The sequence below is a fragment of the Streptomyces sp. NPDC102490 genome (genome assembly GCF_044765285.1).
In the GTDB taxonomy this organism is placed as follows: Bacteria; Actinomycetota; Actinomycetes; order Streptomycetales; family Streptomycetaceae; genus Streptomyces.
Genome location: NZ_JBIWJU010000016.1, coordinates 151,559 through 176,850, shown reverse-complemented (window position 1 = coordinate 176,850; position 25,292 = coordinate 151,559). Strand labels below are relative to the sequence as shown.

General features: G+C 68.1%; 30 protein-coding genes and 1 pseudogene. 22 read left to right on the top strand and 9 right to left on the bottom strand.

Annotated elements, in window-relative coordinates; translation table 11 throughout:
• Positions 1-59: 59 nt before the first annotated feature.
• From ACIRGB_RS32655 to ACIRGB_RS32605, 11 genes and pseudogenes are all read left to right on the top strand, one after another.
• A complete protein-coding gene (locus ACIRGB_RS32655) occupies positions 60-359 on the top strand; it encodes a WXG100 family type VII secretion target (protein WP_063895730.1) in 300 nt (99 codons plus the stop codon).
• A 108-nt stretch (positions 360-467) separates the two neighbouring features.
• The gene (locus ACIRGB_RS32650; RefSeq protein ID WP_157901369.1) at positions 468-782 is read left to right on the top strand and encodes a hypothetical protein; all 315 of its coding nucleotides are present in this window, start codon (positions 468-470) and stop codon (positions 780-782) included.
• A 2-nt stretch (positions 783-784) separates the two neighbouring features.
• On the top strand, positions 785-2,176 hold the full coding sequence (locus ACIRGB_RS32645; protein ID WP_403872534.1) for a hypothetical protein: 1,392 nt from the start codon (positions 785-787) through the stop codon (positions 2,174-2,176).
• 32 nt (positions 2,177-2,208) lie between these two features.
• The gene (locus tag ACIRGB_RS32640; RefSeq protein WP_403872532.1) at positions 2,209-2,871 is read left to right on the top strand and encodes a hypothetical protein; all 663 of its coding nucleotides are present in this window, start codon (positions 2,209-2,211) and stop codon (positions 2,869-2,871) included.
• Positions 2,868-3,473: a hypothetical protein gene (locus ACIRGB_RS32635; RefSeq protein ID WP_403872530.1), complete on the top strand. Its 606-nt coding sequence runs from the start codon at positions 2,868-2,870 to the stop codon at positions 3,471-3,473. The genes ACIRGB_RS32640 and ACIRGB_RS32635 overlap by 4 nt, the downstream gene beginning before the upstream one ends.
• A gap of 292 nt (positions 3,474-3,765) precedes the next feature.
• Positions 3,766-4,065 carry a WXG100 family type VII secretion target gene (locus tag ACIRGB_RS32630; RefSeq protein WP_403872528.1) on the top strand — a complete coding sequence of 100 codons (300 nt, stop codon included), beginning with the start codon at positions 3,766-3,768 and terminating at the stop codon, positions 4,063-4,065.
• A 96-nt stretch (positions 4,066-4,161) separates the two neighbouring features.
• Positions 4,162-4,473, top strand: coding sequence for a hypothetical protein (locus tag ACIRGB_RS32625; protein ID WP_403872526.1), 312 nt, complete (start codon positions 4,162-4,164; stop codon positions 4,471-4,473).
• 3 nt (positions 4,474-4,476) lie between these two features.
• Entirely contained in the window at positions 4,477-5,730 is a 1,254-nt protein-coding gene (locus ACIRGB_RS32620) for a putative T7SS-secreted protein (RefSeq protein WP_403872524.1), read from the top strand.
• Between the two features lie 12 nt (positions 5,731-5,742).
• Positions 5,743-6,315 carry a hypothetical protein gene (locus tag ACIRGB_RS32615; RefSeq protein WP_403872522.1) on the top strand — a complete coding sequence of 191 codons (573 nt, stop codon included), beginning with the start codon at positions 5,743-5,745 and terminating at the stop codon, positions 6,313-6,315.
• Entirely contained in the window at positions 6,312-7,010 is a 699-nt protein-coding gene (locus ACIRGB_RS32610) for a hypothetical protein (RefSeq protein ID WP_403872520.1), read from the top strand. Before ACIRGB_RS32615 ends, ACIRGB_RS32610 begins: the two co-directional genes overlap by 4 nt.
• A 720-nt stretch (positions 7,011-7,730) precedes the next feature.
• A pseudogene (locus ACIRGB_RS32605) lies at positions 7,731-7,826 on the top strand (IS5/IS1182 family transposase); the annotation flags it as partial.
• A 15-nt stretch (positions 7,827-7,841) separates the two neighbouring features.
• On the opposite strand, the gene ACIRGB_RS32600 reads toward ACIRGB_RS32605, so the two are convergent.
• From ACIRGB_RS32600 to ACIRGB_RS32580, 5 genes are all read right to left on the bottom strand, one after another.
• Positions 7,842-8,279, bottom strand: a complete 438-nt coding sequence (locus ACIRGB_RS32600; protein WP_403872518.1) for an MOSC domain-containing protein — start codon at positions 8,277-8,279, stop codon at positions 7,842-7,844.
• Positions 8,280-8,482: 203 nt separating this feature from the next.
• Positions 8,483-9,556 (bottom strand): hypothetical protein, encoded by a 1,074-nt coding sequence (locus tag ACIRGB_RS32595; protein WP_403872517.1) that lies wholly within the window; start codon positions 9,554-9,556, stop codon positions 8,483-8,485.
• Positions 9,557-9,564: 8 nt separating this feature from the next.
• Entirely contained in the window at positions 9,565-10,236 is a 672-nt protein-coding gene (locus ACIRGB_RS32590) for a hypothetical protein (protein ID WP_403872515.1), read from the bottom strand.
• Between the two features lie 158 nt (positions 10,237-10,394).
• Positions 10,395-11,444, bottom strand: a complete 1,050-nt coding sequence (locus ACIRGB_RS32585; RefSeq protein WP_403872513.1) for a hypothetical protein — start codon at positions 11,442-11,444, stop codon at positions 10,395-10,397.
• Positions 11,432-12,118, bottom strand: a complete 687-nt coding sequence (locus ACIRGB_RS32580) for a hypothetical protein (protein WP_403872511.1) — start codon at positions 12,116-12,118, stop codon at positions 11,432-11,434. The genes ACIRGB_RS32585 and ACIRGB_RS32580 overlap by 13 nt, the downstream gene beginning before the upstream one ends.
• 247 nt (positions 12,119-12,365) lie before the next feature.
• On the opposite strand from ACIRGB_RS32580, the gene ACIRGB_RS32575 reads away from it, so the two are divergent.
• Both ACIRGB_RS32575 and ACIRGB_RS32570 read left to right on the top strand, forming a co-directional pair.
• The gene (locus tag ACIRGB_RS32575) at positions 12,366-12,857 is read left to right on the top strand and encodes a hypothetical protein (protein ID WP_403872509.1); all 492 of its coding nucleotides are present in this window, start codon (positions 12,366-12,368) and stop codon (positions 12,855-12,857) included.
• A 290-nt stretch (positions 12,858-13,147) separates the two neighbouring features.
• Positions 13,148-13,432 (top strand): hypothetical protein, encoded by a 285-nt coding sequence (locus ACIRGB_RS32570; protein WP_403872507.1) that lies wholly within the window; start codon positions 13,148-13,150, stop codon positions 13,430-13,432.
• 52 nt (positions 13,433-13,484) lie between these two features.
• Here the strand turns inward: ACIRGB_RS32570 and ACIRGB_RS32565 are convergent, their stop codons facing one another.
• From ACIRGB_RS32565 to ACIRGB_RS32555, 3 genes are all read right to left on the bottom strand, one after another.
• Positions 13,485-15,635 (bottom strand): hypothetical protein, encoded by a 2,151-nt coding sequence (locus ACIRGB_RS32565; protein WP_403872505.1) that lies wholly within the window; start codon positions 15,633-15,635, stop codon positions 13,485-13,487.
• Between the two features lie 92 nt (positions 15,636-15,727).
• Positions 15,728-16,477, bottom strand: coding sequence for a hypothetical protein (locus tag ACIRGB_RS32560; RefSeq protein WP_403872504.1), 750 nt, complete (start codon positions 16,475-16,477; stop codon positions 15,728-15,730).
• Positions 16,478-16,520: 43 nt separating this feature from the next.
• Positions 16,521-17,396, bottom strand: coding sequence for a hypothetical protein (locus ACIRGB_RS32555; RefSeq protein WP_403872502.1), 876 nt, complete (start codon positions 17,394-17,396; stop codon positions 16,521-16,523).
• A gap of 516 nt (positions 17,397-17,912) precedes the next feature.
• On the opposite strand from ACIRGB_RS32555, the gene ACIRGB_RS32550 reads away from it, so the two are divergent.
• From ACIRGB_RS32550 to ACIRGB_RS32510, 9 genes are all read left to right on the top strand, one after another.
• The gene (locus ACIRGB_RS32550) at positions 17,913-18,635 is read left to right on the top strand and encodes a hypothetical protein (protein WP_403872500.1); all 723 of its coding nucleotides are present in this window, start codon (positions 17,913-17,915) and stop codon (positions 18,633-18,635) included.
• A gap of 18 nt (positions 18,636-18,653) precedes the next feature.
• Positions 18,654-19,547, top strand: a complete 894-nt coding sequence (locus tag ACIRGB_RS32545) for a hypothetical protein (RefSeq protein WP_403872498.1) — start codon at positions 18,654-18,656, stop codon at positions 19,545-19,547.
• Positions 19,544-20,851: a CpaF family protein gene (locus tag ACIRGB_RS32540; protein ID WP_403872496.1), complete on the top strand. Its 1,308-nt coding sequence runs from the start codon at positions 19,544-19,546 to the stop codon at positions 20,849-20,851. Before ACIRGB_RS32545 ends, ACIRGB_RS32540 begins: the two co-directional genes overlap by 4 nt.
• Before the next feature lie 50 nt (positions 20,852-20,901).
• Positions 20,902-21,903, top strand: a complete 1,002-nt coding sequence (locus ACIRGB_RS32535; protein WP_403872568.1) for a type II secretion system F family protein — start codon at positions 20,902-20,904, stop codon at positions 21,901-21,903.
• Complete coding sequence (locus ACIRGB_RS32530) at positions 21,900-22,820, top strand: type II secretion system F family protein (protein ID WP_403872494.1); 921 nt, start codon at positions 21,900-21,902, stop codon at positions 22,818-22,820. Before ACIRGB_RS32535 ends, ACIRGB_RS32530 begins: the two co-directional genes overlap by 4 nt.
• A 113-nt stretch (positions 22,821-22,933) precedes the next feature.
• Positions 22,934-23,194: a hypothetical protein gene (locus tag ACIRGB_RS32525; protein ID WP_031035077.1), complete on the top strand. Its 261-nt coding sequence runs from the start codon at positions 22,934-22,936 to the stop codon at positions 23,192-23,194.
• Between the two features lie 193 nt (positions 23,195-23,387).
• Positions 23,388-23,768, top strand: coding sequence for a TadE family protein (locus ACIRGB_RS32520; RefSeq protein WP_356855687.1), 381 nt, complete (start codon positions 23,388-23,390; stop codon positions 23,766-23,768).
• Positions 23,769-24,203, top strand: a complete 435-nt coding sequence (locus tag ACIRGB_RS32515; protein ID WP_403872492.1) for a TadE/TadG family type IV pilus assembly protein — start codon at positions 23,769-23,771, stop codon at positions 24,201-24,203.
• Complete coding sequence (locus ACIRGB_RS32510) at positions 24,200-24,664, top strand: TadE/TadG family type IV pilus assembly protein (RefSeq protein WP_403872490.1); 465 nt, start codon at positions 24,200-24,202, stop codon at positions 24,662-24,664. Before ACIRGB_RS32515 ends, ACIRGB_RS32510 begins: the two co-directional genes overlap by 4 nt.
• Positions 24,665-24,945: 281 nt before the next feature.
• On the opposite strand, the gene ACIRGB_RS32505 is transcribed toward ACIRGB_RS32510, so the two are convergent.
• On the bottom strand, positions 24,946-25,284 hold the full coding sequence (locus tag ACIRGB_RS32505) for a hypothetical protein (protein ID WP_403872488.1): 339 nt from the start codon (positions 25,282-25,284) through the stop codon (positions 24,946-24,948).
• Positions 25,285-25,292 lie beyond the last annotated feature (8 nt).

The following is a 25,292-nucleotide window of genomic DNA, read 5'->3' as shown; positions in this document are numbered from 1 at the left end:
GCGTCCGCGTCAGTCACGCCACGGGGGAAGGCCCTGAGGCGATGGGAGGGAGAGCTGTCATGGCGAAGGACACAGACCTTACTTACGCCGAGATGGAGAAGAAGGCCACCGACCTCATCAAGGCGATGGGCGACATGGAGGACATGTTGAAGGCCATCGAGAAGGGTGTGGAGGAGCTCGTTGCCAACGGCTTCACCACGCAGAAGGCTTCCGGTGCCTACGACGAGTCCATCAAGGACTTCACCAAGGGCGCGGCCAAGACCATCAAGGGCCTGGAGGGCCTGTCCAAGTTCCTCACCAACGCCAAGAAGGCGTACGAGGACCTGGACGAGCAGCTGGCGAAGAGCGCCAAGGGCTGAGCCGGCGCGCACGCGACACAGCCCGGTGCGGCAGGGCGCGAGCTCCTGCCGCACCGGGCTGTTGTGACGGATGCCAGCGGAGCTGGCAGATGGGCATGAGGGGGCGCCGTGGCCGGCGGAAGTGATCAGCGGCTCGATCTTGAAGTGATCAAAGAGATGGGTAAAGGGCTCGGCAATATCAAGAAGGCGTTCGACGGCCTGGAAGACCTGGGCGGCAAGTACGAGGACGACTTCGGGAACGGTGATCTGGCCGACACTTTCGAGGACTTCGCCGGCAATTGGGAGCTCAGCCGCAAGAGGCTGACCGAGGAAGTCGACGCGTTGGCCCAGATCGCCAAGGCCGCCGGCAAGGCGTACGAGGACATCGACCACCAACTGGCTCAGGCGCTGCGCGATGCCCAGGACCCGAAGAAGGGGAACTGACGATGGCAGGGAGGCCGCGCGACTGGCATCCGGTTGCGGACAGCGACCCCATTCCCGGCGACGCGGACCGCATGGCGTCCCTGGGCAAACAACTGCGCAAGACGGCGGACGAGCTCGAACGGCAGGTCCGCAACCTGAAGGCCGTCGCGGAGCTGGACGCCTGGGATAGCAAGGCCGGCAAGGAATTCCGCGAAAAAGCCTCGGGCAACGTCAAGAAGCTTGAGGCGGCTTTCAAGAGATACGACACCGCTGCCACGGCGATCGGTACGCGGGTCGAGGAAGTGAGCGGCGGACACCAGGAGAAGGTGGCGGCCCGTCCGCGGAACTACGCCTCCGACCTCAACCGGGCCCAGGAGATCGCCGACGCCGCGCTCAAGGAAGCGAAGGACGCGGACGAGCGGAAGAGCGCGTCCCAGAAGAGCCTCGACAACCTCTCGGGCAAGGACCGGAGCAAAGACGCTGCCGACAAGGACCGCAAGGACCTCGAGGCGAAGAGGAAAGCAGCCGGCGACGAGATCGACGCAGCGCGCGAGAAGATCAACGACGCGAAGCGGATCCGCGACGAGGCCGCCAGGCGTGCCCGGGAGTCCATAGACGCGATCATCAACCACGACTCCCTCAAGGACGGGTTCTGGGAGTCCCTGGTCGACGACATCGCGACCATCACCTCATGGGTCGCCACGGTGTGTGGGATCTTGTCGTTGCTCGTGGGCTGGATCCCGGTGATCGGGCAGGCTCTGGCCGGAGTGCTGGGCGCGATAGCAATGATCGCGACGCTCATCAATTTCGTCGCCACACTTGTTCAGGTCGCTCAGGGCAACGCCGACTGGATGGACGTGGGCATGGCGGCCCTCGGCTTCCTCATGATGGGCGTGGGCAAGGGCTTCTCCAAGATCGCGGGGAAGTTCGCGAAGGGGACGCTGGGGCGGCTCGGCAAGGCCGGAGCAGCGCGCACCGCGCGTCAGGTGAGCCGGGCCAACAAGAATCTCCGCCGGGCGGCCTACAAGGACGTCAAGCTCGGGAAGGGCGACGTCCTGAAGTCACTCAAGGAACCTTTCACGGAGCCCTTCTCCAAGGCGGCATGGGCGAAGAACCTGAAGACATTGAAGCCGGGCAGCGGAAACTGGAACGCAGCCAAGAACGAGTTGAGCCTGCGTGGTGAGGGAAGCGCCCTCAAGGGACTCCCCAGATCCTTCTCCATGGCTGACCCCGGTGTCGCCTCCGACCTGAAGTCGGTCAAGATGGGGACCGCCGCCTTGGGCGGCCAATTCGATGCCAACGCCGTCAACCAGATCTCCAAGACGGCCAGCCGTCTGTCGGTCGTCGGGGCCGGTATTACGCTGGGCGGGCTGAGCCTGGACGGAAACCTCCAGAAGATGGTCGGAATCGGCTGAGCCCCGTCCGTACCCGTATGAAAGGACCGAGCATGACCGCATCGGACGACCCCGCTCCGCTGGATGAGACCTTCGAGTGCACCTTCGAGTTCCAGCCCGGCTGGATCGACCTCACGCTGCGCGAGGGGACCAGGGCCGAGGCCAAGGCGCTGGCCACGGAGGTCGTGAACCGGCTCAATCCGCTCGGTCTCGAGATCGAGAAGAGCGCGGTCTTCGATGACATGGTCGAGCGAGCCGTGGACCTCAACGACGACGTGCCCACACTCGCGGCGGCGTACTACTCCGAGGCGGGGGAGGCCCTGGCCAACCTCACGGTCGACTCGTACGGAGACGAGGGCGTACCCCGCCCCGGCCCGGAAGAGGTCGTCCCGCTGCTTCTGCAGTGGGGGAACGCGGAGGTCACGGGCACGCCCCAGATCACGCACCTCGAGTTGGCCGCGGGACCTGCCGTGCGGATCCAGTCGATGCTCAAGGTCAAGCGGATGCTCGGCTTCGGCCGCAAGCTGACCGAGTTCATCAAGTACGCCGTCTTCCCACCCGGCATGGAGAGTCTCGTCGTCGTCACGGTGACCTGGGAGAAGATCGCTCTCACAGAGCAGATCACCGAGCTGGCCGACGAAGCGGTGCGGACCATGCGGATCACTCCGCTCCCGACGGGAGGCGCCCGGGCGTCCGCGGACGGAGGCACGGCATGAAGACGGCCGACCAGTTCTCCTCAGCGCCCACGGACTACAACGTCGTCGTCCCGGACGGCTGGTTCCAGCTCGCACTCGAGCCGGAGGAACGTGACCGCGGCATCGTGGCACTCGCCGAGCTGACGTTCCGCGGCCAGGACAACGCTCCGCACCTCAAGAAGCAGTTCATGCAGGACCTCCAGCGGAAGGCGAAGGACGCCTACCGGGTCGGTGGCACGGAGCTCTACCTCTCCACGATGACCGTCGGCCCCGTGCCCTTGTCGTCCTCGCTCCTCATCAGTGTTCCTGGCCCCGGAGAGTGGCCCGAGACCTCGGACGCCGCAGCGCTGGCCGAGCATGTGGCCGACCGGCGCGGCGACGAAGAGATCAGCGTGGTGGAACTGGCCGCCGCCGGCCGGGCCGTACGGCACCGCCGCCGCGAGGCACCCGACCCCGCACGGCAGTTGGGTAACACCCTGCCGACCACGACCTTGACCTACTACGTACCGATCCCCGCCACCACGCGCTGGCTGCTGCTGAACTTCTCGACGCCCGTCGACCAGCTTGCGGACCAGATGGTGGCGCTTTTCGACACCGTGGCGGGGACGCTGCACTGGGGCTGATCTCCGGTGAAAGAGCCGACGACGTCGGCATCGTGGTCGAGGGCGTAGCCGTCGGCGAAGGACTGCGGAGCGCCGCCGGGGCCGGGCCACACGACCCTCCACCTCACTGGACCGAGGCCGCCTTCACTGGCCGATATGTGCACCGGTTCACGCTTGTGCCGTCTGGTGTCCCTGTCGCCACAAGTGCCTCACCCCTAGGATCTTTGCTCATGCGGACGGCCTGTGGATGAGGGGCGTCCGCGTCAGTCACGCCACGGGGGAAGGCCCTGAGGCGATGGGAGGGAGAGCTGTCATGGCGAAGGACACAGACCTTACTTACGCCGAGATGGAGAAGAAGGCCACCGACCTCATCAAGGCGATGGGCGACATGGAGGACATGTTGAAGGCCATCGAGAAGGGTGTGGAGGAGCTCGTTGCCAACGGCTTCACCACGCAGAAGGCTTCCGGTGCCTACGACGAGTCCATCAAGGACTTCACCAAGGGCGCGGCCAAGACCATCAAGGGCCTGGAGGGCCTGTCCAAGTTCCTCACCAATGCCAAGAAGGCGTACGAGGACCTGGACGAACAGCTGGCGAAGAGCACCAAGAGCTGATGTCGATGTCGTCACTTTGTCCGGGCGCGAGGCGGCACGTACCCGTGTCCAGCCGCGTCCGGATGAGGTGGTGCCTGAGGAAGAAAGTCTGAACGGATGGCAGACAGAACTCGGCTCGACCTTGACGTGATCAAGGAATGCTCGAAGTCCCTGTACCGCATGCACCGCGAATTCAAGGACAACGGCAACCCGGCCGACGGGTACGGTGACGCGCTGGGCAGTGACAAGTTGCGCGACATATTCAGCGACTTCTCCGACACTTGGAAGAAAAATCGCAAGAAACTAATGGAGGACATCGAGAATCTCGCCAAGTACACCGGTAATGCGGCCAAGTCGTACGAAGAAATCGATCACGAGCTGGCGAACGCACTTAGGGAAGCCAAGAAGAGTGGGAAGAAGGGGAAGTAAGTAGTGACAGCCCGTCCGAAGGACTGGTCACCGATATACGACTCCGACCCAGTGCCTGGTGACCCGTACGAGGTGGCACGGCTCGGCAAAGAGTTGCGCGGCATGGCCGACGAGATCGACAAGCAGGCGCGGAACATCAAGGCGCTGGCATCAGTCGAAGGTTGGGACAGTGACGCCGGCCGCGCATTCCACGAGATTGCCGGTGACACGGCGAGTCGTCTCAAGGACGCCTACGACCGCTACGACGAAGCGGCGACCGCGATGGGTACCAAGGTCCAGGAGGGGGACGGGGAATCGTCCGAGTACGCCAGCGAACTGCACCGGGCGCAGCGGTTGGCGGACAAGGGGTTGCAGGAGTATCGCGATGCCGAGGTCGATTACAAGGCCGCCCACAAGATCCTGGACCCGTTGAAAGGCAAAGTGCTGACGGGTGATGACGCGGCACAGCACAGCAAGCATCAGAAGAAGAGCGACGATGCCGCGCAACTCATGCTCGAAGGCGAAAAAAAGATCATGCGGGCGAAGATCATCCGTGATGATGCAGCACGCCATGCCGCCCGGAAGATCAAGAACGTGATCCACCACGACGGGGTCAAGGACCCCGGAGGATTTATGAACTGGATCGCGGATCACGCTGACTGGTTCTCCGCTGCGGCGACATTCTTGGCTGTGGCGGCGTTGGTCGCTGCGATTGTTCTCTCTGGCGGCACCCTAGCGGTGTTCCTCGTTGTCGCGGCCGGGGCGTTGAGTGCCACCGCCTTGTCGGGGCGTCTTTACGACTACTTCGCTCGGGGTGGAAAACTCGACTTGCTGAAGATGGGGCTCGATGTCTTGGGTATTATTCCCGGGCTCGGGGCGCTCAAAGGCCTCACGGCAGCGGCAAAGGGGGCACGCCTACTCGCTGCAAGGAACGCCATCTGGTCCGGGTTTACTAATGGTTTCGCGGTGAAGAACTTCAACAAGGGTGTGGTTTGGGCCTCGAAGTTCCTGAAGAGTAAGGACATAACCAAGATCAAGCTGCCAGCGGGTGGATTCAACCCGGAAGTTCTTACGCGCTACGTCAAGGGTGCATCGCTGGTCAATTTGGGTGTACGCGGCGTAGTGAAGTTGAAGAACCGGTTCGAAGATCTCGGTGACTCGTCAGGTGAGGGCAAGACATCAAGCCAAGGACCTCGGCCCACACCGTCGCCATCGCCACAGCCAAGCCCGAAGCCGCGGTCGACGGCATTCCACACCGCACTGGCCCCCACTGGGTAAGGAGATGACCTCGTGAGCGACTACCACGCCATGGAGCCCGGAACGTTCGTCGATGACCAGGGCGCCGTCCACACCATGGTTCCGTCGTCGGTCGTGGCTGCCGTTCCGGAGGCCAAGGCCGCCGCCGAGCGTTTCGGACAAGAGGTGCGCTTCGATTTCCTCGATGACAGCGCTGTGCACTGGATGCTTTTCCAACGGCGTGAGGACACGGAGAAGGGGAGCCTCCTCGGATGTCTGCTCGTCCTGCCATTGCTTGTCTTCGGTGTGGGGGCCTGGCCTTTCTGGGACCTCGTCGCATCCCAGAAGTCACGCCAGTTCCAGATCGCCTTCATCGCCGTGGACGCCCTCATCGTCTGCGCTGCGATTCTTGCGGTCGTCCTGGTCCGGCGGCGCAGCCTCCTCGACCCCGTTGTGCGGAACGTACGCTGCCGCGCTCGCCTGTATCGGAAGATCGTTGGTATCGCCCGCAAGGGTGGCGCTGACATCCCGAGCATGTACCCCTATTACGGCATGTATGCGACCTCAAGGAAGTTCTTCCCCGACGCACCCGAACGCCCCATACCCGAAAGGGAAGAGTCCCCGTGACGAGCCGGTCCGAACTCGCCAAGCTGATCCCCACCCACCCGGCCCCGCCCCTGCTTCACTCCGACGACATCCAGGTGCGCTGGGTGATGCCGGAGATCTTCCACGACATCCCGGTCCAGGAGACAGACGACGATGAGGCCGTCCGCCTGCTGGGCGAACTCGCGGAGAAGGCACTTCCGGGTGCCGGCGACGAGGCTCAGACAGCACTCGCGGTCACGTGCGCGCTGGGCGTGGACGACCTTCTGGCAGCCGGTGCCCAGTACGCCGGCCTCTGCGTCACGGCGGTCGACGACACCCTCTGCACCGCCACGGTGTTCGCCACGCTGGTAGACAGCCCGGACGCCGGGGGCGTGGGTGACGCGGTGAAAGCGATTGCCGAACACCTGGACAAGCTCGGCGACGCAGAGGTGTCCGAGATCGAGCTGCCGTGTGGATCAGCCGTGTCGTACATCGGCAGTCGCGACGACAAACTGATCGGTGAGCTCACGGACACGGGCGAGGAGCTCATGTTCGAAACCTGGTACATACGCGTCTACGTGCCGCTTCCGAACGGCACCTCTCTCGTGATGGAGATGTCGACTCCCACCATGGCGGGATGGGAAACGTTCTCGACGATGTTCGGCAACACTGTCAGTAGCATCCGTTTGTTCCACGCTGACGGAACACCGCTCATCACCTCCGTGGCGGCAGCGTGACGACGTCCGCACCGGAGCTTCCGCCTGCGGACTACCGCATCTTGGTCCCGCGTGACTGGTTCCGGGTCGACCTCATGCAGGACCGCTGGCGTGGTCAGTTGAAGACCTACGTTGACAAGGAGTTTGCAGGGAGTCGGAGTTCCGGGGACATCTCCCGCAGTGTTTGGGTGACCTTGCGGAACACGGTCGAGAACAGCCTGTCGCGCGGTGCGTTGGAGTTCTTCCTCCGCACGGAATCACTGGAGGGAAGGGCTCCCGCACCGGCCTCTCTGCTGATCTCGTGGCCACCGATGCCTCGCGGCCTTGCTCCGACGCCGGAGGCGTTCGCCGAGGCACTGAACGGGCCCGAAAGTTCGGGCCACAACGCCGATGCCGACGTGGATGTCATCGAACTGCCAGCGGGGCGGACGATACGCAGCCGTACGGCGACATCACTGGATTACCACGTTCGGATGCCTGGCGACGCTGGCTACTTGCACCTGGCCTTTTCAATGCCGCTGAGTGGCACTGAGGGCCCCTTGGGCGGTCTCTGTGAGGCCATGGCCCAATCCCTGCGCTGGGTCCCGGGGGGATAATCCGACCCCAAAGGGCCCATCGACGCACAGCACATACGACCACTGAAGGTCGCCCTGCTCTTGTTCTGGGAGGAGCCAGAAGGTCGGCGGATCTGTACTACCAGATTGGCTCACCGCTTGGGCCCGCCACGGTGGTACCGGTCACCAGTGGCGAGGCCTGGCCACGCAAACGGACAAGCTCGCGATCGCCTACCAGGCCGCACTCCACCTCGCCGCCATCCTCATCTGGGCACGCCGATGACCACGGAACAAGAACCTAGACCCGTTCCAGCGGGCGGTGAGGGAGGGGCGGGAGTTCGACTCGGGCGGAATCGTCGGGGCGGACGGTCCCGCCACGGCGGACCACAGCCATGACGCCAGACTTGAAGGTGAACTCGCCGGACGCGGGGTCCATGGCGAAGACCTCACCGAGCAGTCCCTTGCGAAAGTCGTTGATGTTCTCGCCGAGATGGCCCGCGGAGACCTTGAAGCCCTTGAGTGCGAGTTCGTCGAAGAGTTCCTCGTGCATCAGGTGGGCCTGGCGCAGGTTGGGCAGGTCCGGCTCGTAGGTCATGCGGAACTGGTGGCGGATCGCCTCACCTGCGTGAACGTCTCCTTCCACTCCGAGCCCCGTGAGCAACGTGATGGCATCGCGATTGGGCTTGCTGAATGAGTACACCTCGTTGCGGCTCACTGCGGCGACCTGACCGGGCATCACGCCCTCCCCCTGTTGCCGTTCTGCGGCCGGTCGATCGTAGAGGTGGTGCCACCAACCTTGTGGGGGAGGCATGCAGTGAGCGGACCTCATGGGGCGGATGCGTCAGGTCCGGCACCCGACCGGCACCGTCCCGTCACTGAGCACCAAGGAGACAGCTCCTAGTCGCGTCTTCGCGATCTACGCGAGCCCTGCCGATCTCATCAGCGGTTGACCGCCTGGATCTCCTGGACCGTGACCGCCTGGGCGTTCTCGAAGGTGCCGTCGGGCAGGTCGCCGCCCGTGCCGCCGGTGCCGGTCCAGGCGATGTCCCAGGTGATGGTGGCTTGGAGGTTGAAGGTGCCGTCTCCGGACGAGCGGAGGTACTTGATGCCGCAGGGTGGCGTCCGGTCGGCCTTGCCCTTGGCGTAGGGCTCGCCGATGGAACCGTCGTCGTTGATCGTGCACTCGCCGGACGCCGGGTACGTCTCGGCATCCGGGGTGCCCGGTTCCAGCTTGAGCGAGACCGGTTTCGCGGTGGTCGTGGCCGTGAGGGCGAAGCCGGGGGCCTCGATGGCCGCCGTGGCCTGGACCTCGTGGAAGTCGGCCTTGTCGAGCCAGGCCCAGGTCGGCAGGTTCACCTTCGTGGTCCCGGCGGGGGCGAGGGTGACCTCGGTGCCGGGCAACTCCATGTGCTGGTACGCGAGGGCGGCGAGTATCTCCGGAGTGATGGCCTCCTCGTACTGGGGCGGCGGGGCCTCGCCGTTGTCGACCCAGAACGGGAGGTCTGTGCACGAGTTGCGCTTCAGGTAGTCTGGCTCGTTGGGATTCTCGACGCCGGCCCAGAACATGCCCTCGCCGTCCTTGGCGACGTTGTAGTCCTTGTAACCGGGGGTGTCGGTCCAGCCGTACTCGTCCTCGTAATGACGCTTCGTCTCGCCGATCGCTGCGGCGGGGGTCCCTGTCATCCCGGGCGCGCTCGCGGCCTCCTCTATCTCGGCGGACATCTTCTTCTTGAAGTCCTTGGCGCCGAGGTAGGGGGCGTACCAGCACGGTGGGGGAGACCAGTTGACGTCGGCGGACGTCACGTTTCCGGTGCCGCCGTTCGGGGCGACGGATCCGGAGTACTGGATGCGGACGGCGGCGTAGATGTTGGAACCCTTGCGGCCCCCAGCCTCCTTGGTGCCGGCGCCCTGGTCATTCCCGGTCGGTTCCGCGGCGTGGACTGGCGCACCGAGTACGGCAGTGCCGAAGGCCAGCATCAATGCTGCTGTGCCGGCGCCCAGTGTCGTACGCATTGCCCCCTTCACTGGCACTGCTTCGCCTTCGTCTCGACGAACACCTTGGATGCCTGCCAGAGGTGTTCGGCCGTGGGGTACTTGACCATGATGATTTCGAAGTGGTCGAAGTCGGCGATGCTGGGCGCGCTCTTGAGGACCTTCCCGGTCTTGACCTCTTTCCCGTAGAACTTGCTGGAGTCTACGCAGAAGGCGACCTCCACCGAGTTGCCGTTGGAGGCAGAGCGAGTGGAGACGTCGTAGTGACGTCGGGTGCCGGTCGAGGTCCATCCGCCGTCGATGCGGCTGTTGATCTGCGTCTCGGCGTAGTGCAGCCCGTCGCCGGTGGCGTATGCAGCCACAGCGGCGTCCTTGGCCGTGCGCTTGTCGACACCGCGATAGATCGCGCGGATGTAGTTCGCCGCATCCTCCATCGCGGCCGCTTCGTTCTCGTCCTTCGGCTTGTCCCAGTCGAAGACGAGGTTCATGTCCTTCGGAAGGGACAGGTCCACGCCGTCCGGCCTGTCCTCCGCCGGTGCCGCCGAGGGCTTCGTCGACTCCTTCGGAGTCTCCGTTCCCTGGTCGGCCCCCGCGATCTTGTCGTTGTCGCTGGACTTGTCGTCCCCGCCCCCGCAGGCCGTCAGTAGCAGAGCGGCTGAGGCGGCGAGCGCGGCAGCAACGGGCAAAGAGCGGCGCTTCACAGTGGACTCCCTGTGTGACAGAAGTGCGGTCGAGGTTACTGACGGTATCTGCATGCTTCCCGGTTTCGCCAGAGCGAATTACTACAGAAACTAGGGAAATTCAGCTGTTATGCGTGCATGCGGTACGGCCGACCGGTCCCTGGCGGATCGGGTGCTGTTCAGCGGTTGATGGACTGGATCTCCTGGACAGTGACGGCCTGGTCGTTGCCGAAGGTGCCGTCGGGCAGATCGCCGCTGGTTCCGCCGGTGCCGGTCCAGGCGATGTCCCAGGTGATGGTGGCTTGGAGGTTGAAGGTGCCGTCTCCGGAGGCACGGAGGTACTTGATACCGCAAGGTGGCGTCTGGTCGGCTTTGCCCTTGGCATAGGGCTCGCCAATCGAATCGTCGGTGTTGATGACGCACTCGCCGGAGGCGGGGTAGGTCTCAGCGTCGTCCGTGCCCGGCTCGAGCTTCAAGGACTTCGGCTTGGCGGTCGTCGTAGCCGCGATGTGTAGGCCACCCACATTCAGCTCGGCGGTGACTGAGACCTCCTTGAACGTCGCCCGATCGAGCCAGGCCCAGGTCGGGAGATTGACCTTGGTGGCCGCAGGGGGCGCGAGCGTCACTTCGGTCGTCGGCAAGCTGACCCGGTTGTAAGCGAGTTCGGCGAGGATCTTGGGAGTCACCGCGTTCTCGACGTCCGGGGCCTCGCCGTTCTCCACCCAAAACGGCTCCTTGTCGCAGAGCTGTGCCTCCGGCTCCATCCAGCGGTCCTCGTCCTGGACTGCGACCCACCAGTTGCCCTTGTCCGCCTCGTCCAGGTTGTAGTTCTGGTACTTCCCGTCCTTGTATCTGTCCCGGAACTGGCCGACGGAGGTCTTGGCGTAGCCGTGCTGGCCCGGGGCATTGACCGTCTCGTTGTAGGTGTCTTCGACGTACTTCGAGAACTCCTGGGCCGAGCGCGGTTCGTACCAACAGGCCGGCGGCGACCAGTCACCGACTGGCTGCACCCTGTCGGTGCCGCCCCCGCCATCATTTCCCCCGACGGCTCCGCGGTACGTAACACGTGAAGTGATGCTGCCACCGTGGCCGCCACCACCGGTTTCGGTTTTCTGGCCGTTCGACTCGCCGGGTGTGCCCCAGGCGAGTGCGGTACTTGGTGTCAGCGCAATGATTCCGGCAGCCGCGCTAGTGGCAAGCAATCGGCGGCGCGACTTCACCGAACGCACTTCTTGTTCCCCCGCTCCGAGTCCAGCTTTGTCGTCTGCCAGACGCCCTTGGCGTTCTTCTGCAGGCGAGTGCTGTACAAGACGTAGGACTGGTCGGTGGCGGGAACCTTGTCGACCTTCTGCGTCTTCCTGTTCTTGTTGTAGGCCTTGCTCTCGTCAGCGCAGTACGAGACCCCGGCGGTCTTCTTGTCGAACACGCTGATGTCCGGGTTGTAATAGCGCACAGCCCCGGAGTACGTCAGTCCCGCGTCGATGATCCCCTTCACCCAGTCCCGGCTGCCGGCGAGTGCCGTTCCTGACTGGTAAAAGCTCAATGCCGCTGACTCCGGGTCGCCTTGAGTGATCGCGTAGGTGACCGCGGTCTGTGCGTGTCCTGCGTCGGTCAGGACGGCAGCCTCCGTGGCGTCGCCGCTCTTCCAGCCCTCGAACGTTTCGGTTACGTCGTCCGGAAGCTCCATCGTCGGCCGTTCGGTGGTGTCGCTCGAAGCGTCTGGGGAGCCCGACGTCGCGGGTGCGGACACATCGGCCCCCGCGATCTTGTCGTTGTCGCTGGACTTGTCGTCCCCGCCCCCGCAGGCCGTCAGCAGCAGAGCGGCTGAGGCGGCGAGCGCGGCAGCAACGGGCAAAGAGCGGCGCTTCACAGTGAACTCCCCGTGAGACAGAAGTGCGGTCAAGGCTACTGACGGTATCTGCGTGCTTCCGGGTTTCGCCAGAGTGAACTGCTCCGGGGATCGCTACGGTGCTCTGGACACGCGAGGGGCTAGTGAGGGGCGGAGTCACGTGGCGGACGTCATATCCCGAAATAGGGCGGCCGCATCCGATGTGGTGCGGTGGCTGGCGTTCAGCCTGCTGTGTGCCGGGGGGTCGCTGGGGTTGGCCTGGCTGGGGCCCGTCGTGCCGCTCCCCTCCATGGTGCGTGGAGTGGGCGGCCTGTTCGCCGTTTTGATCTTTCCCCTGGCGTCGCTCCTGGTCCCGCTCCTCCTGCTGCGCCGCGTGCCGCGCAAGAAGCGCAAGATGGCGTGGCAGTTGATCGTGCCGCTGATCGCCGGAGCGGCCCTGGGGATTTTCGGTACGGCCGCCGGGGACACGGCCGCCCTCGCAGACCGGGGTGTGTCGGCCGACGCGGTGGTCGTCAGTGCGGACTACAGCAGCACCAACCACTGCGAACTGCGCACCGTCGACGGACGAGACATCTCGCCCTCGCTCTCGGAAAGCGACGGATGCAGTGACTGGACGTCGAGGGGCGACGAGTTGCCCGTGCGGTACGACCCCGAAGGCGTCGCGAGCCCCGACGACGGGCACGCCGGCTCCGACGGAGTGCTCCTGGCGACGCTCTTCGGGGCGGCCGTCGTGATGGGCGCGTGGGGCGGAGTACGGCAGAGCAAGTGGGATCGGGCGTATGGCGATGCGTGAGCGAGGGAGCGGGCAGGAGCAGCGAGAGCAGGCTCGCGGCGATCGGTTTCGTGTGCGAGACGGGGGCCGTGATCGTAGGGTTCGTCGTCGTCGCGGGTGTCGTCGTGTTTCACGGCTTCGGGGGTGCGCGCTGGGCCGCCCGTGAGGGTGCGCCTGCGCTGTACGGGCTTCCCGGAGGAGCCTGGAGCGTCGGGGGCGTTCTGGGGCTGGTCACTCTGCTCGGTTGGGGTGGCGCTCTGTCGGAGCGATTCGAGAGTCGTAGCGCGGGCGCGTCCAGGATGCTGCGGGGGGTGGTCCGCGGGGTGTGCTGCTTCGCTGCCATCGCCCCGGTCTTCTTCCTGCTCAGCGGGCTCCGGGGCAGGAACTGCCGGTCCTACGAGCCGGATTGCTCGTACGTCCCCGGCACCGGTCCCGCGCTCCTCGTGTACGTCGGTTGCGTGGCCGTCGTGGGATGGCTCGCCTACCGTCGGCGCCGTGCCGTCCTCGAAGAGCGCCGTGCGCGGGAGCGGGAGCGTCTGCGGAAGCTGCGCAAGAAGGGGAGGGGCAAGAGCCGCCGCGCTGCTTCCGGGCGGTAGCCGGCTCTCGTCTGTTCCTCTCGGGGGCGGGGACACCAGCCTGCTGCCCATCTCAGCGCGCAGGCGACGACTCCCGGGCCGCGGACACGAGCCGGGAGATCCCGTCGCGGAGCACCGACAGGGGACTGCCGTCCGGCTCGTCGTACGGCACCCGGCTGCCGGCCGGGCCCGGCAGCGTCAGCATCCGCTCACGCAGTTCGTGCGGGGCGGCGGTGGCCGAGTCCAGGCAGAGGGGGCAGAGTGGCAGCATGCGTCTGCGGTTGCCCTCCGCGGAGACCCGTACGTGGCGGCGCCCGGCCGCGGGGCCGTGGAGCGGGTTGATGCCGCAGCAGCGGTCGTTGGTGTCGCCGTCGAGGGCGTTGCGGGACGCGCGGGCGAGGACGATGACGGCCAGAAGGGTCGCCGGGTCGGTACCCGGTGCGCCCGATGAGCGCTCGATGTCGATGTCGCCGTCGACGAGGAACATGGCGGCCTCGAAACGGTCCCAGGCGAGGGCGAGCGTCGTCTCGTTCCCGAGGTCGGCCTCTTCGATGGCCTGTGCCGCGGCATCGAGTGCTGTGCCGGCCGTACGGCGCAGATACGCCGTGGACGGCTCGCTCGGTGCCGACGGATCCAACGCCCCCACCGGCACCGCTGCCGGGCGGCGCCTGCGCAGCACCGCCCCCACGATCCCCAGGACGACCGCCACCAGGCCGAGCAGCAGCAGCGCCGCGACGGCGCCGACGAACAGGCCCGGCCAGAAGTCGGTGGCGAACAGCGGCGGGAGGCTGTTCTCCGCCTTTGGGCTGAGGGGGCGGGCCGGGTCGCCGGAGGTGGTCGGCTCGTCGGTGCGCGGCGACTTGTCGAGGTACGTCATCAGCGCGTCGAGGCGCTCGCCCAGGAGGTGGTCGTCGGCCTCGTCCGCCCGGTCGTCTCCGTAGGAGATGAAGTCGGGGAGGTCGAACTGGAGGCGGTGACTCTCCACGCGCAGTCCGTGGTTGAAAACGTCGATGTAGCCGTCCAGCGGGTCGGCGACGACGTACACGCCGTCCGCTTCGCCGCCTCTGCCCGCCTTGGTGAGGTTTGCCCGTACCGCGGCCGCGAACAGCTCCTCGTCACCGGCTGACTCGTCCTCCGGCAGGTGCGGCACGACGGTGACGTACACCGGGCCGCCGCCCTCCGAGCCTCCGAACCGCTCGATGCGGTCGTGCAGTCGGGAGAGCTGGGCCTCGTCCAGCATCCGTGGGCTTTCCGGGTCGACGTAGACCGGGTCCTGGGCCAGGCCCTTCGCGACCCGTTCGACCCGAGCCGTCATGTCGCCGCTGGTGGGCAGCGGAGCGGGGCCGCGCTTCGTCTGGTCGAAGACGAGCGGAGCGGTGAGGGCGATCGCGCCCGCGGTGGCGAGGGCGAGGCCCGGGACGAGCAGGCGCCGCCACTTCGGGCGGGGTGCGGTCGGGCGGCGGTCGGCCTTCGGGCGGGTCGGGGTCGCTCGCGGGAGGCGACGCCGTGCCCGCCGTACGTACGGTGTCAGCAGCAGGATCGTCAGCGGTACGGCGGTGAGCGCGATGCCCGTGACGAAGGACTGGTTCTGACGGTCGGACGGGCCGATGTACATCGACTTGGGCTCGCTGCCGTCCCGGAGCTTCTCGCGGGCCGCGTCCGCCCGCGCCTCGGCCTTCTCGGTGCCCTGCGCCACGACGTCCACGAAGAGTTCGAAGCTGCGCAGCGGGCCCGCGTCGTAGGGGAGTTCGAAGACGGTGGTCGTCCGGGCGGCCTCCGCGGGGACGCGTACGCCGTAGGCGGCCGCCTCCCTCACCCCGGATTCGTCGAGGAGCACGAAGAGCCCGTCGCGCCCGAGCCGGTCGTGCACCGCGGTCAGCAGCTCCCCGCCGGAGCCGCTCTGGCCCGGCAGAACGAGCACGTACGTCGGTACGCCGGTGCGTTCGGCGAGCCGGGCGAAGTCCGGCGCCATGGAGCACGGGATCTCGCGGGGGAGCTGGTCCGTGACGTGGACCGGGTTTTCGCGGAGGCGGTCGGCCAGGTAGGTGGCCTGGCCGGACGGTCGGCTCGCCGCCGGCGCGTCGGCGGCGCGCGCCGGGGCTGCTGCCAGGTTCGCGGAGGTGAGGAGCAGGGCGGTGAGGCCGCAGAGGGCGAGCAGCAGGCGGAACGCACCGCTTGCGGTGTGGTCGGCCGGCGCCCGCCCAGCCGTCGTGAGTGTGGTCACCACTCGCACTCCCCGTGCCCCCGTCCCCCGGTCGTGGGTTCCTCGCCCGCGGCACTCTACTGAGGGCTTCGCTGCCGCGAAACCGCCCTTCTTCAGCCGAGCTTCGCGTTCTGTGCCCCCACCACCGTCGGTGAAAGCCGCGCGTCGCTCGGCCTGCCGTTGGCGATGGCCATGCCGTCGACCGAGAAGTAGACGGCGAGTACGTCGCCGCTGCGGACGACCTCGCCGTGCAGGACGTGCTGGACGCCGCGGAAGGTCATCGTGGACGTGAAGCCGAGCGACTCGTCACCGGCCGGGGTGACCTTCTCCGCCGTGACGGAGTCGTACGGGCTCTCGTTGCCGTTCGCCTTGGCCGTGAAACCGTCCCCGCACGCGTCCACGGCTTTCCGCGCGTCGGCGAAGGTGGGCCGCGCCTTCCCCGGGGCGTAGGCCGCCAGCGTGACGTACGTGAAGGTGACGCCCTTCGTCAGCTTCGTCGGCGCGTCCGTCGGTCCCGAGGTCAGCCGGGTCAGGTCGGCCTCGGGGGTGCCGAGGGGGAGTTGGTTCATGGCGTAGGCGAGACGTGCGCAGACGGGCTTGTCGACCGTCACCTCGTTGGTCGACTTGGCGAAGGCGTACGCGTCGTCCGGCTCGTCCACCTTGAAGCCGTCGGTGTCGGCCTCCGTGACGATCGTCGTGGCCAGGTGCTCCGCAGGGGAGGGGGCCTTCGACGAGGACGACGACGTGCTCGCCTTCGGTTTGCCGGTCGCCGGGTCCGAGTCCGAACCGCCGCCGCATGCGGTCAGTGCGGTGAGGGACAGCAGGGACAGGGCGGCGAGGGCGGCCGATGTGGGGCGGTTCACGGGTACTCCGTTGCTCCGTAGTTCGATGGTGGGGGGTTACGGGTCAGTCGCCGTCGACCAGCTTGCGCAGCTGCGGGGACAGCTCCGGTACACGTGCGCCCGCGGCCTGGGCTGTCTCCAGGGCCTTGATGTACTTCAGGGCCTCCTCGCGCAACTCCTCCTTCTCGCGGCCCTGGCGACGACCCGCCAACCAGACCCAGATGGCCAGGGGAACGAGGAGGAGGGCCGCGTATCCGACCGCGGTGCCCACGGTGACGGCCCAGGTCACGCCGCCCGCGCCGGCGAGGATCAGGAGGCAGCCCGTCTCGTCGTGCCAGCCGCCCGCGTCCACCGTCTGCTCGTAGTGCGAGACGGCCCAGGGCTTCGGCGGTACGGGTGCCGGTACGGGGACGGTGGTCGAGGGTGCCGCCGCTGTCTCCGCAGGGGCTTCCGGCGCCGGTTCCACCGGCGGATACGTCGGGATCGGCGCCGCGCCCTTCCCGCCCCCACTGGTCGTCCGGCCCTCCAGCCACGGCGGTATGTGCGCCAGCGGGATGCCGTGGGCGCGGGCGACGCCGAGGACCTCGCGGTAGCCGACCAGGGGACCGTGCGTCAGGGCGCGCTTCCACCGGGCTCGCACACGCACGAGTACTGCCACGCCGATGACCGTCATGCCGCCCGAGGCACCCAGTACGGCGAACAGGTGGGCATTAGGCGCGGGAGACATCCGAAGCCCGAACGGCAGGAACAAGCCCGTCACCAGTAGGAGCATCCCGAACCAGGCCGCCGGCTGTCGCTGCTCCGCCTCCAGGGACCTGCGCCCCTCCGCCAGCAGCGTGGTCACGGCCGCGTCGTCCGTGTAGTCGACGCCGTACCGGGCGCCGATGTCCCGCGCGGCCTCCCGTACCCGGGTGTCGGACCGCAACACCGTCCCGCTCACCGGAAGTAGGTCCATCCCCGTGCCCCCAAGCTCTCCGTGGCCGCCCCGTCACTGATCCGAGCGAAGATCATGGCACGGGCCGTCGGGCCCCTCGTGAGTGATTCGTGCAGGGCCCATGGGCGCTCCGTGACGAACAGCACGCGGACGGTGCCCGGGACCGGCCGTGCCGAATTCGCGCGAGCACAGTGGGAGAGGCCGCTCGGCGGGCCGTGCTCAACGGGGTTGCACGGGTGCGAAGTTGCAGATGGGTAACGGTGGGCGGGGTGGGTGGGCAGGGGGTGGGCATGCCTTGAGGGGCTTATGTGCGGCTGATACGGTGCGATGGCTTGACACTCGCCTTACTGCTGGTTATTCGCCCAGGTCGGGCGGGTGCGTCAGGGGATGCCCCGGGACGCCATCGGTCGGGCGGACACGGGCGAAGTGTCCGAAATTGCAGATGATTCTGCGTACTTGGACGATCGGCGTCCGAGTGGGTACGTGGCAGACAATTTTCTTGGTTGTACGGGGAGCGGTTGCGTGAAGATCCAGGAGCGTACGGGGGCGGGCGCGGGACGTTCCGCGGCTCCGGTTCAGCCGTCGGTCGGTGACCGGCTTCCCAGCCCCCCTCGCGAGCGCAAACCGGCGCTGGCCGCGCTGGCGGTGCTGCTGATCCTGGTGGGCGCGCTGGGCGCGACGATGCTGGTACTGCGGGCCGGGGACCGGGTGGAGGCCATCCAGTTGACGGCCGACATCAAGGCCGGTGAGTCCATCACCGACAAAAACATCAAGTCCGTCATGGTGAACGACGACTCCGGCGCCAACTTCGTCGCCTGGTCCCAGCGCGAGGGCCTGAAGAAGCTCCAGGCCAAGTCCACCCTCTACAAGGGTACGGTCGTCGTCGGCGAGATGTTCGCCGACAAGTCCGGCATGGAGGAGGGCAAGGCCACGGTCGGCGTCTCCCTCAAGGAGGGCCAGTACCCGAAGGGCCTGGACGCGGGCGACAACGTCGCCGTATACCGCGTCGGCAGCAAGACCTCCGGCGGCAGCGGTCAGGACGGGGCTTCCGGTTCCGCCGGTGGCGCCGACAGCTCGCTGCTGGTCGAGCGCGCGGTGGTCGAGTCGGCCGACGCCTCCTCCGGCGACAGCCTCGCCAGCACCAACCTGCCCGTCACGCTGACCGTCGACGCCGCCGACGCCGCGGCGCTGGCACAGGCCGCGTCCGCCGGCGAGGTCGCCATCGTCCTGATCCCCGGCAACTAGAAGGCGACCGAAGAAGCCATGGCCCTCATCGCCCTCGCCGCCGACAAGGGTTCCCCCGGCGTCACCACCGCGGCCGTCGCCCTCGCGGCGGTCTGGCCGCGCCGTGTCCTGCTCGCCGAGACCGACCCGGCGGGCGGCGACCTGGTGTACCGGTCGGCCGCCGCGCACGGCGGTCCGCTGAACCCGAACACCGGCATGCTGTCGATCGCCGCCACCGCGCGCCGCGGCCTCGTGCCCGACCAGCTCTGGGACCACGTACAGCCGCTCAGCGGCGGCCTCGAAGTCCTCGTCGGACTCGGCATCTCCGAGCAGGCCGCCGGGCTCGCCGGGCTGTGGCCCACCCTCGGCCGGGCCTTCGCCTCCCTCGCCGACTCCCCGAACGCCCCCGCCGACGTCATCGCCGACTGCGGCCGCGTCAGCGGGGACTCCCCGGCCACGGAACTCTTCCCGCACGCCGCCCTGGTGCTGCTGATCTCCCGCACCGAGCCGGAGGCCATCGCCCGGGTACGGGACCGCGCCGCCGCCCTGTCCAACAAGCTGCACGGGGGAGCGCGCGGCGCCGCGAGCCTGGGCATGCCGCTGATCGGCGTCGTCCTCGTCGCCGACACCAACAGCGCCGGCAAGCTCTCCAGCCAGGTCAACGACATGCTGGTGCACGCCCAGACCGGCGCCCGCGTGGTCGGCACGATCGCCGACGACCCCGCCGGGGCCGAGCAGTTGGCCGGGCGCAGGCGCGGCCGCCTGGAGAAGTCGCTCCTCATCCGCTCGGCCCGCAAGGTCACCTCGGACCTGTACCAGCAGTTCGGCGCCGCCTGGTCGATGCCCACAGGACCGGCCGGCCACGCCGGTCCCGGTGCCGCGGGCCATGCCGGTCCGGCCGGCAGGTCCGGCCACGCGGGGGCGGGCCGATGACCGCTGTCGACCACTCGTTGGTCAAGCGGTTCCGGCAGGACGCCGGCGACCGCATCGCCGAGCAGCGCCGCCAGGACCAGGTCGCCGGCGTCACGCCGATGTCCAACGAGGACGAACGGCACTACGCGCGCGCCGTCATCGCGCAGATACTCGAGGAGTACGCCCGCGCCGAGATCAACGCCGGGCGTACGCCGCTGGACGCGGAGACGGAGGAGGCGTACGCGGCGGCCGTGCACGCCGCGCTCTTCGGCGTCGGGCGGCTCCAGCCGCTGCTCGACGACCCCGAGGTCGAGAACATCGACATCAACGGCTGCGACCACGTCTTCGTCGGCTACTCCGACGGGCGCGAGGTGCGCGGCGAGCCGGTCGCCGAGACCGACGAGGAACTCATCGAGCTGATCCAGATCCTCGGCGCCTACTCGGGCCTGTCCTCCCGCCCCTTCGACTCCGCCAACCCGCAGCTGGACCTCAGGCTGCCCGACGGCTCGCGTCTGTCGGCGGTCATGGACGTCGCCCGGCGCCCGGCGCTCTCCATCCGCCGCGCCCGCCTGGGCAAGGTCTTCATCTCCGACCTGGTCGGCAACGGCACCCTCACCCCCGAGCTGGGCCACTTCCTGGCCTGCGCGGTCCGGGCCCGCAAGAACATCATGATCGCGGGCGCCACCAACGCCGGAAAGACGACGCTGCTGCGCGCCCTCGCCAACGAGATCCCGCCGCACGAGCGCCTGATCACGGTGGAACGCGCGCTGGAGCTGGGCCTCGACACCTTCCCCGAACTCCACCCCAACGTCGTGGCGTTCGAGGAGCGGCTGCCCAACTCCGAGGGACAGGGCGCGATCAGCATGGCGGAACTGGTCCGCCGTTCGCTGCGCATGAACCCCTCCCGCGTCATCGTCGGCGAGGTGCTCGGCGACGAGATCGTCACCATGCTGAACGCGATGTCGCAGGGCAACGACGGCTCGCTCTCCACGATCCACGCCAACAGCTCGCACGAGGTCTTCAACCGCATCTCCACGTACGCCCTCCAGGCGTCCGAGCGACTGCCGATCGAGGCCAGCCAGATGCTGGTGGCGGGCGCCGTCAACTTCGTCGTCTTCGTCCAGCGGCGCAACGACTTCCAGAGCGGCGGCCGCCTCCAGCGCACGGTCACCTCAGTCCGCGAGGTCAACGGCGTCGACGGCCGCGTGCTGTCCAGCGAGGTGTTCGCCGAAGCGCCCGACGGCCAGGTCGTCCCGCACGCCCCCATCGCCTGCCTGGAGGATCTCATCGCCTACGGCTACCGGCCCAACGGAACATGGGGGTGACGGGGACGATGCGGATGACCACACTCGCGGCACCGGGCTCGCTCGGCTCCATGGGCGGACTGTTCTCGACCACGATGCTGTACGCGCTCGGCTGCGGTGTCGCCGTCGGCGGCGGCCTCGCCCTCCTCCTGGTCGCGGTACGCGGACTGCCCGCCAAGCCCGAGCACGAGAAGCGGCAGGCCAGCGAGCGCGTCAACGAGCTGATCCGCTGGGCGGGCCGGCGCGGCTCCGCCGCGGCCCTGGTCGGCCTCGCCGTGCTGCTCCTGACCCGCTGGGCGGTGCTCGGCATCGCGGCCGGTGTCCTCGTCTTCTTCTGGGACCGCCTCTTCGGCGGTGCCTCCGAGGAACGCGCCGCCATGAAGCGGGTCGAGGCCCTCGCGTCCTGGACGGAGTCGCTGCGCGACACCATCGCCGGCGCGGTCGGCCTGGAGCAGGCCATCCCCGCCTCCGCCCGCGCCGCCGCGCCCGTACTCCGCCCCCACCTGGACGCCCTGGTCGACCGGCTGCGCTCGCGCACCCCGCTGCCCGACGCGCTCCAGCACCTCGCCGACGAGATCGACGACGCGTCCGCCGACATCATCGTCGCGGCGCTGATCCTCAACGCGCGGCTGCGCGGCCCGGGTCTGCGGCAGGTCCTCGGCGCGCTCGCCAAGTCGGCGCGCGAGGAGGTCGACATGCGCCAGCGCGTGATGGCGCAGCGCGCCTCGACCCGCCGGTCCGTGCAGATCGTGGTGGCGGTGTCGGTCCTCTTCGTCCTCGGCCTGTCCATCTTCAACCGCGACTTCGTCGAGCCGTACGGCTCACCCGTCGGCCAGCTCGTGCTGGCCTGCGTGTGCGGGCTGTTCGCGCTGGGCTTCTGGTGGCTGCGCAAGCTGTCGACCATCGAGACGCCGGAACGCTTCCTGGTCCGCGACGGCTCCGACGTCCAGTTCGTGCGCCCCCGTACGCCGGGCCAGCCGGGCCACTCCGGTCAGCCGGGGCAGCCCGTGCAGCGCCTGCCGCAACCGGCGCAGCCGTCGCCGGCGTCTGGGGACGAGGGGGTACGACGATGAATCTGACCATGCCGGTCCTGGTCGGCGCCGTCCTCGGCCTGGGCATCTACGCCCTGGTCAGGGCCCTGATGCCGAGCAGACGCAGCCCGATCCAGCAGGTCGCCCGGATCGACGCGATGCGGGCGCGCGGAGCGGCGTACGAGTCGTCCCGCGCGGCGAAGGACACCAGCCGGCTCGGTTCGCTGCGGGCCCAGGTCGGCGCCCGGGTCGCCGAGCTGTACCTCCAGCAGGGCTGGGAGCAGCGCTCGCTGCGCGCCGACCTGGCGGTGCTCGACCGCAGCTGGGAGAAGTTCCTGGCGACGAAGGCGCTGCTGGCCGCGGGCGGGCTGTTCTTCGGCCCGTTCCTGTTCGCCATCGTGTGGCAGCTGGGCTTCGGCGACAGCCCGATCATCCCGGTCTGGCTGGCCCTGCTCTGCGCCGCGCTCTTCTTCTTCCTGCCCGACCTGGAGGTCCGCAGGGACGCCGCCGAAAAGCGCCGTGACCTGCGGCGCGTGATCGGTGCCTACCTGGACCTGGTCTCCATGAGCCTGGCCGGCGGCCGCGGTCTGCCGGAGGCGCTGATGGCGGCGGCCGAGGTGTCGGACGGCTGGGCCACCCACCGCATCCGCAACGCGCTGGCCGACGCGCGCATCACGGGCATCAGCCAGTGGCAGGCGCTGGGGCAGCTCGGCGAGGACCTGGGCGTCGAGGAACTCAAGGACCTCTCCGCCTCCCTCGCCCTGGTGGCGGACGACGGCGCCAAGGTCCGCGAGTCCCTCGCCTCCCGCGCCGAGACCATGCGCCACCGCGAACTCTCCGAGATCGAGGGCAGCGCGGGTGAGAAGTCCCAGTCGATGCTCGTGGCCCAGCTCCTGCTGTGCGCCGGGTTCCTGGTGTTCCTCATCTACCCGGCGGCTATGAGGGTGTTCCAGGTGTGACGCACCTTTCCCCGCACCCGCACCCGCACCCGCATCCGCGCCCGCCCCGGCCCCGATCCAGCAGCTCCGAGCCGCTTCGCTCCCCGAACCGATACGAGAGGACGGAACCCACCATGAACGGACGGAACTTCCGCACCGGCACCACGGGCATCGTGCCCGTCGACTTCCTGATCACCTTCCTGCGGGCCCGCGTGGACCGCGCCCGCTCCGGCGAACTGGACCGCGGCGCCTCCGCGGTCGAGTGGGTCATCATCTCCGCGGTCGTCGTCGCGATCGTCGGCGTGGTGGCCGCCATCATCAACGCCGCGCTCAGCGACGGCGCCAACAAGGTCGGCGACTGCATCAAGGGCGCGGACGCGGGCAAGACCTGCTGACGGCCGTACGCGGCTGTACGGCTCTACGGCTATGGGCGCTGACGGGGACGACGTGACGGGACAGACGGGGACGAGGACGCCGGGCGCGGTGCGCGGCGTGCTCAGGGGCGCACTCGGGAGCGTGCACGGACGGGTGCGCCGCAGGGTGGACGCCGCGCGGGAGGCCGCGACCACCCGCGGCGACGACTCCGGCATGACCGCGATCGAGTTCGTGCTGCTCACCCCGGTCCTGTTCTTCATGATCTTCGCGACGGTGCAGTTCGGTCTGTACTTCTTCGCCGACCACGTGGCGCAGGCCGCGGCCCAGGCGGGCGCGCGCAAGGCCCGCGCGACGGCCGACGCCCAGCCCGGCGCGTGGCGCGGCGAGGCCCAGGACGTGGTCGACAGCTACATCCGCCAACTCGGCCCGCAACTGGTCCTGTCGCCCGACGTGAAGATGGTCCAGCCCGAGCAGAACACGGTCGGCGTGGAGATCACGGCCCGCATCCCCACGGTCTTCCCCGGCCTGGACCTGACGGTGCACGCGCAGTCGATGGGCCCGGTCGAGCGCTTCGTGCAGGAGGGGGGCAACTAGATGCACCTCTCCCGCCTCAGGGCCGGCCGACCGCAGGGGAACGGGGACGACCGGGGCCTGTCCACCGTCGAGGTGGTCATCCTGGCCCCCGTGATGATCCTGTTCATCCTCGTCCTGGTGGCCTTCGGCCAGCTGGTGGACGGCCGCGGCGCACTCGACGGCGCCGCCAGGGACGCGGCCCGCGCGGGCTCGATCCAGAAGGACCACGGCACGGCGATTGCGGAGGCCAAGAGGGCCGCCGAGGCGAACCTCTCGGACGTCTGCTCCGGCCCGGTCTCGGTCGTCCAGAAGAGCCCGGGCTTCGAACCGGACACCCTCTTCACGGTCGAGGTGAGCTGCGAGGTGCGCGGCCTGGCCTCGATCGGCCTGGACATCCCCACCACCCTGTCGGCGACCTTCAGTTCCCCGCTGGACCCGTACCGGAGGACGGCGTGAGATCTCCTCTCGTACGCGCGTGGCTCGCGGACCGGCGCACCCGGCTGGACGACCGCGGCTCGGGCGCCGGCGCGGTCATCATCTTCGCGCTGGTCTTCCTCTCCCTGTCGGCCTTCGTCATCGACGGCGGCATGTCCATCTCCAAGCGGGAACGCGCCGCGGACATCGCCGAACAGGCCGCCCGCTACGCCGCCCAGGACATCGACCGCGAGGCCCTCTACGACGACGTGGGCGGCCCCGCCCCCATCAACTACGAGAACTGCAACGCCCGCGTCAAGGCCTTCGCCGCCGAGATGGACATGACCGGCGCGGACATCGCCGCGACCCACTGCGTCACGGCCGACGCGGCCCAGGTCCAGGTCGAGGTCCAGCTCACCTACTCCCCGGTCTTCACCGGCATGTTCTACGGCGGCGACGTGGTGGTCCACGGTCAGGCGGTGGCGGAGAACGAGGTGGGGTGAGCGGACGCCCGCAGGCGTCGGCCCACTGGTGTCCTTGCCGGTCATCAGCCGAAGTACTTGCGGACCTCCCGCTGAGGGTTCCCCGACTTGCGCCACTGCGCGGCCAGGTGCGAGGCCAGCAGAACGAAATCTTCGTCGGCGTTCACCGAATGGAACGTCCCGTCTTTGAGATCCAGCCGGCGCACCCCGACGGGGCCACCGTCCTCGTCGGCCGGACGGACCGAACCCGCGAAGGCCAGCCGCAGAGAGAATGCCCTCGTCAGGGCCGGCCTCCGACGGCGCTACTTCTCCCCACCCCCACCCTTTCCTTTCCGCTTGTCTTCCGTCTTCACGGCGTCGTTGACCTTCTTGGTGAGGTCGTCGTCGAGCTTCTTGAACTCGCGGACCACGGCGTCCGACATGTTGGCGAGTGCGTCGAGTTGCTGGGTGATGTCCTCGCGGCCGTCCTCCCAGTTGGACTCGAAGTCGTCGAGCGCGTCGTTGACGCTGCCGTCGCCGATGTCGTCCTTGTAGGACTCGAAGAGTTTCTTGGTGTGGTTCAGCCGCGTCTTGAGCGACCGCAGCTGGCGACCGTAGTCCTCCAGCTCGGTCAACGGGATCGCGAGGTCGCTCCTGCCCATGGCCCGAA

Excerpts from the sequence above, each read along its gene's own strand:
- ACIRGB_RS32655 (WP_063895730.1), top strand. The coding sequence starts at position 60 with ATGGCGAAGGACACAGACCTTACTTACGCCGAGATGGAGAAGAAGGCC.
- ACIRGB_RS32645 (WP_403872534.1), top strand. The coding sequence starts at position 785 with ATGGCAGGGAGGCCGCGCGACTGGCATCCGGTTGCGGACAGCGACCCC.
- ACIRGB_RS32640 (WP_403872532.1), top strand. The coding sequence starts at position 2,209 with ATGACCGCATCGGACGACCCCGCTCCGCTGGATGAGACCTTCGAGTGC.
- ACIRGB_RS32635 (WP_403872530.1), top strand. The coding sequence starts at position 2,868 with ATGAAGACGGCCGACCAGTTCTCCTCAGCGCCCACGGACTACAACGTC.
- ACIRGB_RS32630 (WP_403872528.1), top strand. The coding sequence starts at position 3,766 with ATGGCGAAGGACACAGACCTTACTTACGCCGAGATGGAGAAGAAGGCC.
- ACIRGB_RS32625 (WP_403872526.1), top strand. The coding sequence starts at position 4,162 with ATGGCAGACAGAACTCGGCTCGACCTTGACGTGATCAAGGAATGCTCG.
- ACIRGB_RS32600 (WP_403872518.1), bottom strand. The coding sequence starts at position 8,279 with ATGCCCGGTCAGGTCGCCGCAGTGAGCCGCAACGAGGTGTACTCATTC.
- ACIRGB_RS32595 (WP_403872517.1), bottom strand. The coding sequence starts at position 9,556 with ATGCGTACGACACTGGGCGCCGGCACAGCAGCATTGATGCTGGCCTTC.
- ACIRGB_RS32545 (WP_403872498.1), top strand. The coding sequence starts at position 18,654 with ATGGCCCTCATCGCCCTCGCCGCCGACAAGGGTTCCCCCGGCGTCACC.
- ACIRGB_RS32540 (WP_403872496.1), top strand. The coding sequence starts at position 19,544 with ATGACCGCTGTCGACCACTCGTTGGTCAAGCGGTTCCGGCAGGACGCC.
- ACIRGB_RS32535 (WP_403872568.1), top strand. The coding sequence starts at position 20,902 with ATGGGCGGACTGTTCTCGACCACGATGCTGTACGCGCTCGGCTGCGGT.
- ACIRGB_RS32530 (WP_403872494.1), top strand. The coding sequence starts at position 21,900 with ATGAATCTGACCATGCCGGTCCTGGTCGGCGCCGTCCTCGGCCTGGGC.
- ACIRGB_RS32525 (WP_031035077.1), top strand. The coding sequence starts at position 22,934 with ATGAACGGACGGAACTTCCGCACCGGCACCACGGGCATCGTGCCCGTC.
- ACIRGB_RS32520 (WP_356855687.1), top strand. The coding sequence starts at position 23,388 with ATGACCGCGATCGAGTTCGTGCTGCTCACCCCGGTCCTGTTCTTCATG.
- ACIRGB_RS32515 (WP_403872492.1), top strand. The coding sequence starts at position 23,769 with ATGCACCTCTCCCGCCTCAGGGCCGGCCGACCGCAGGGGAACGGGGAC.
- ACIRGB_RS32505 (WP_403872488.1), bottom strand. The coding sequence starts at position 25,284 with ATGGGCAGGAGCGACCTCGCGATCCCGTTGACCGAGCTGGAGGACTAC.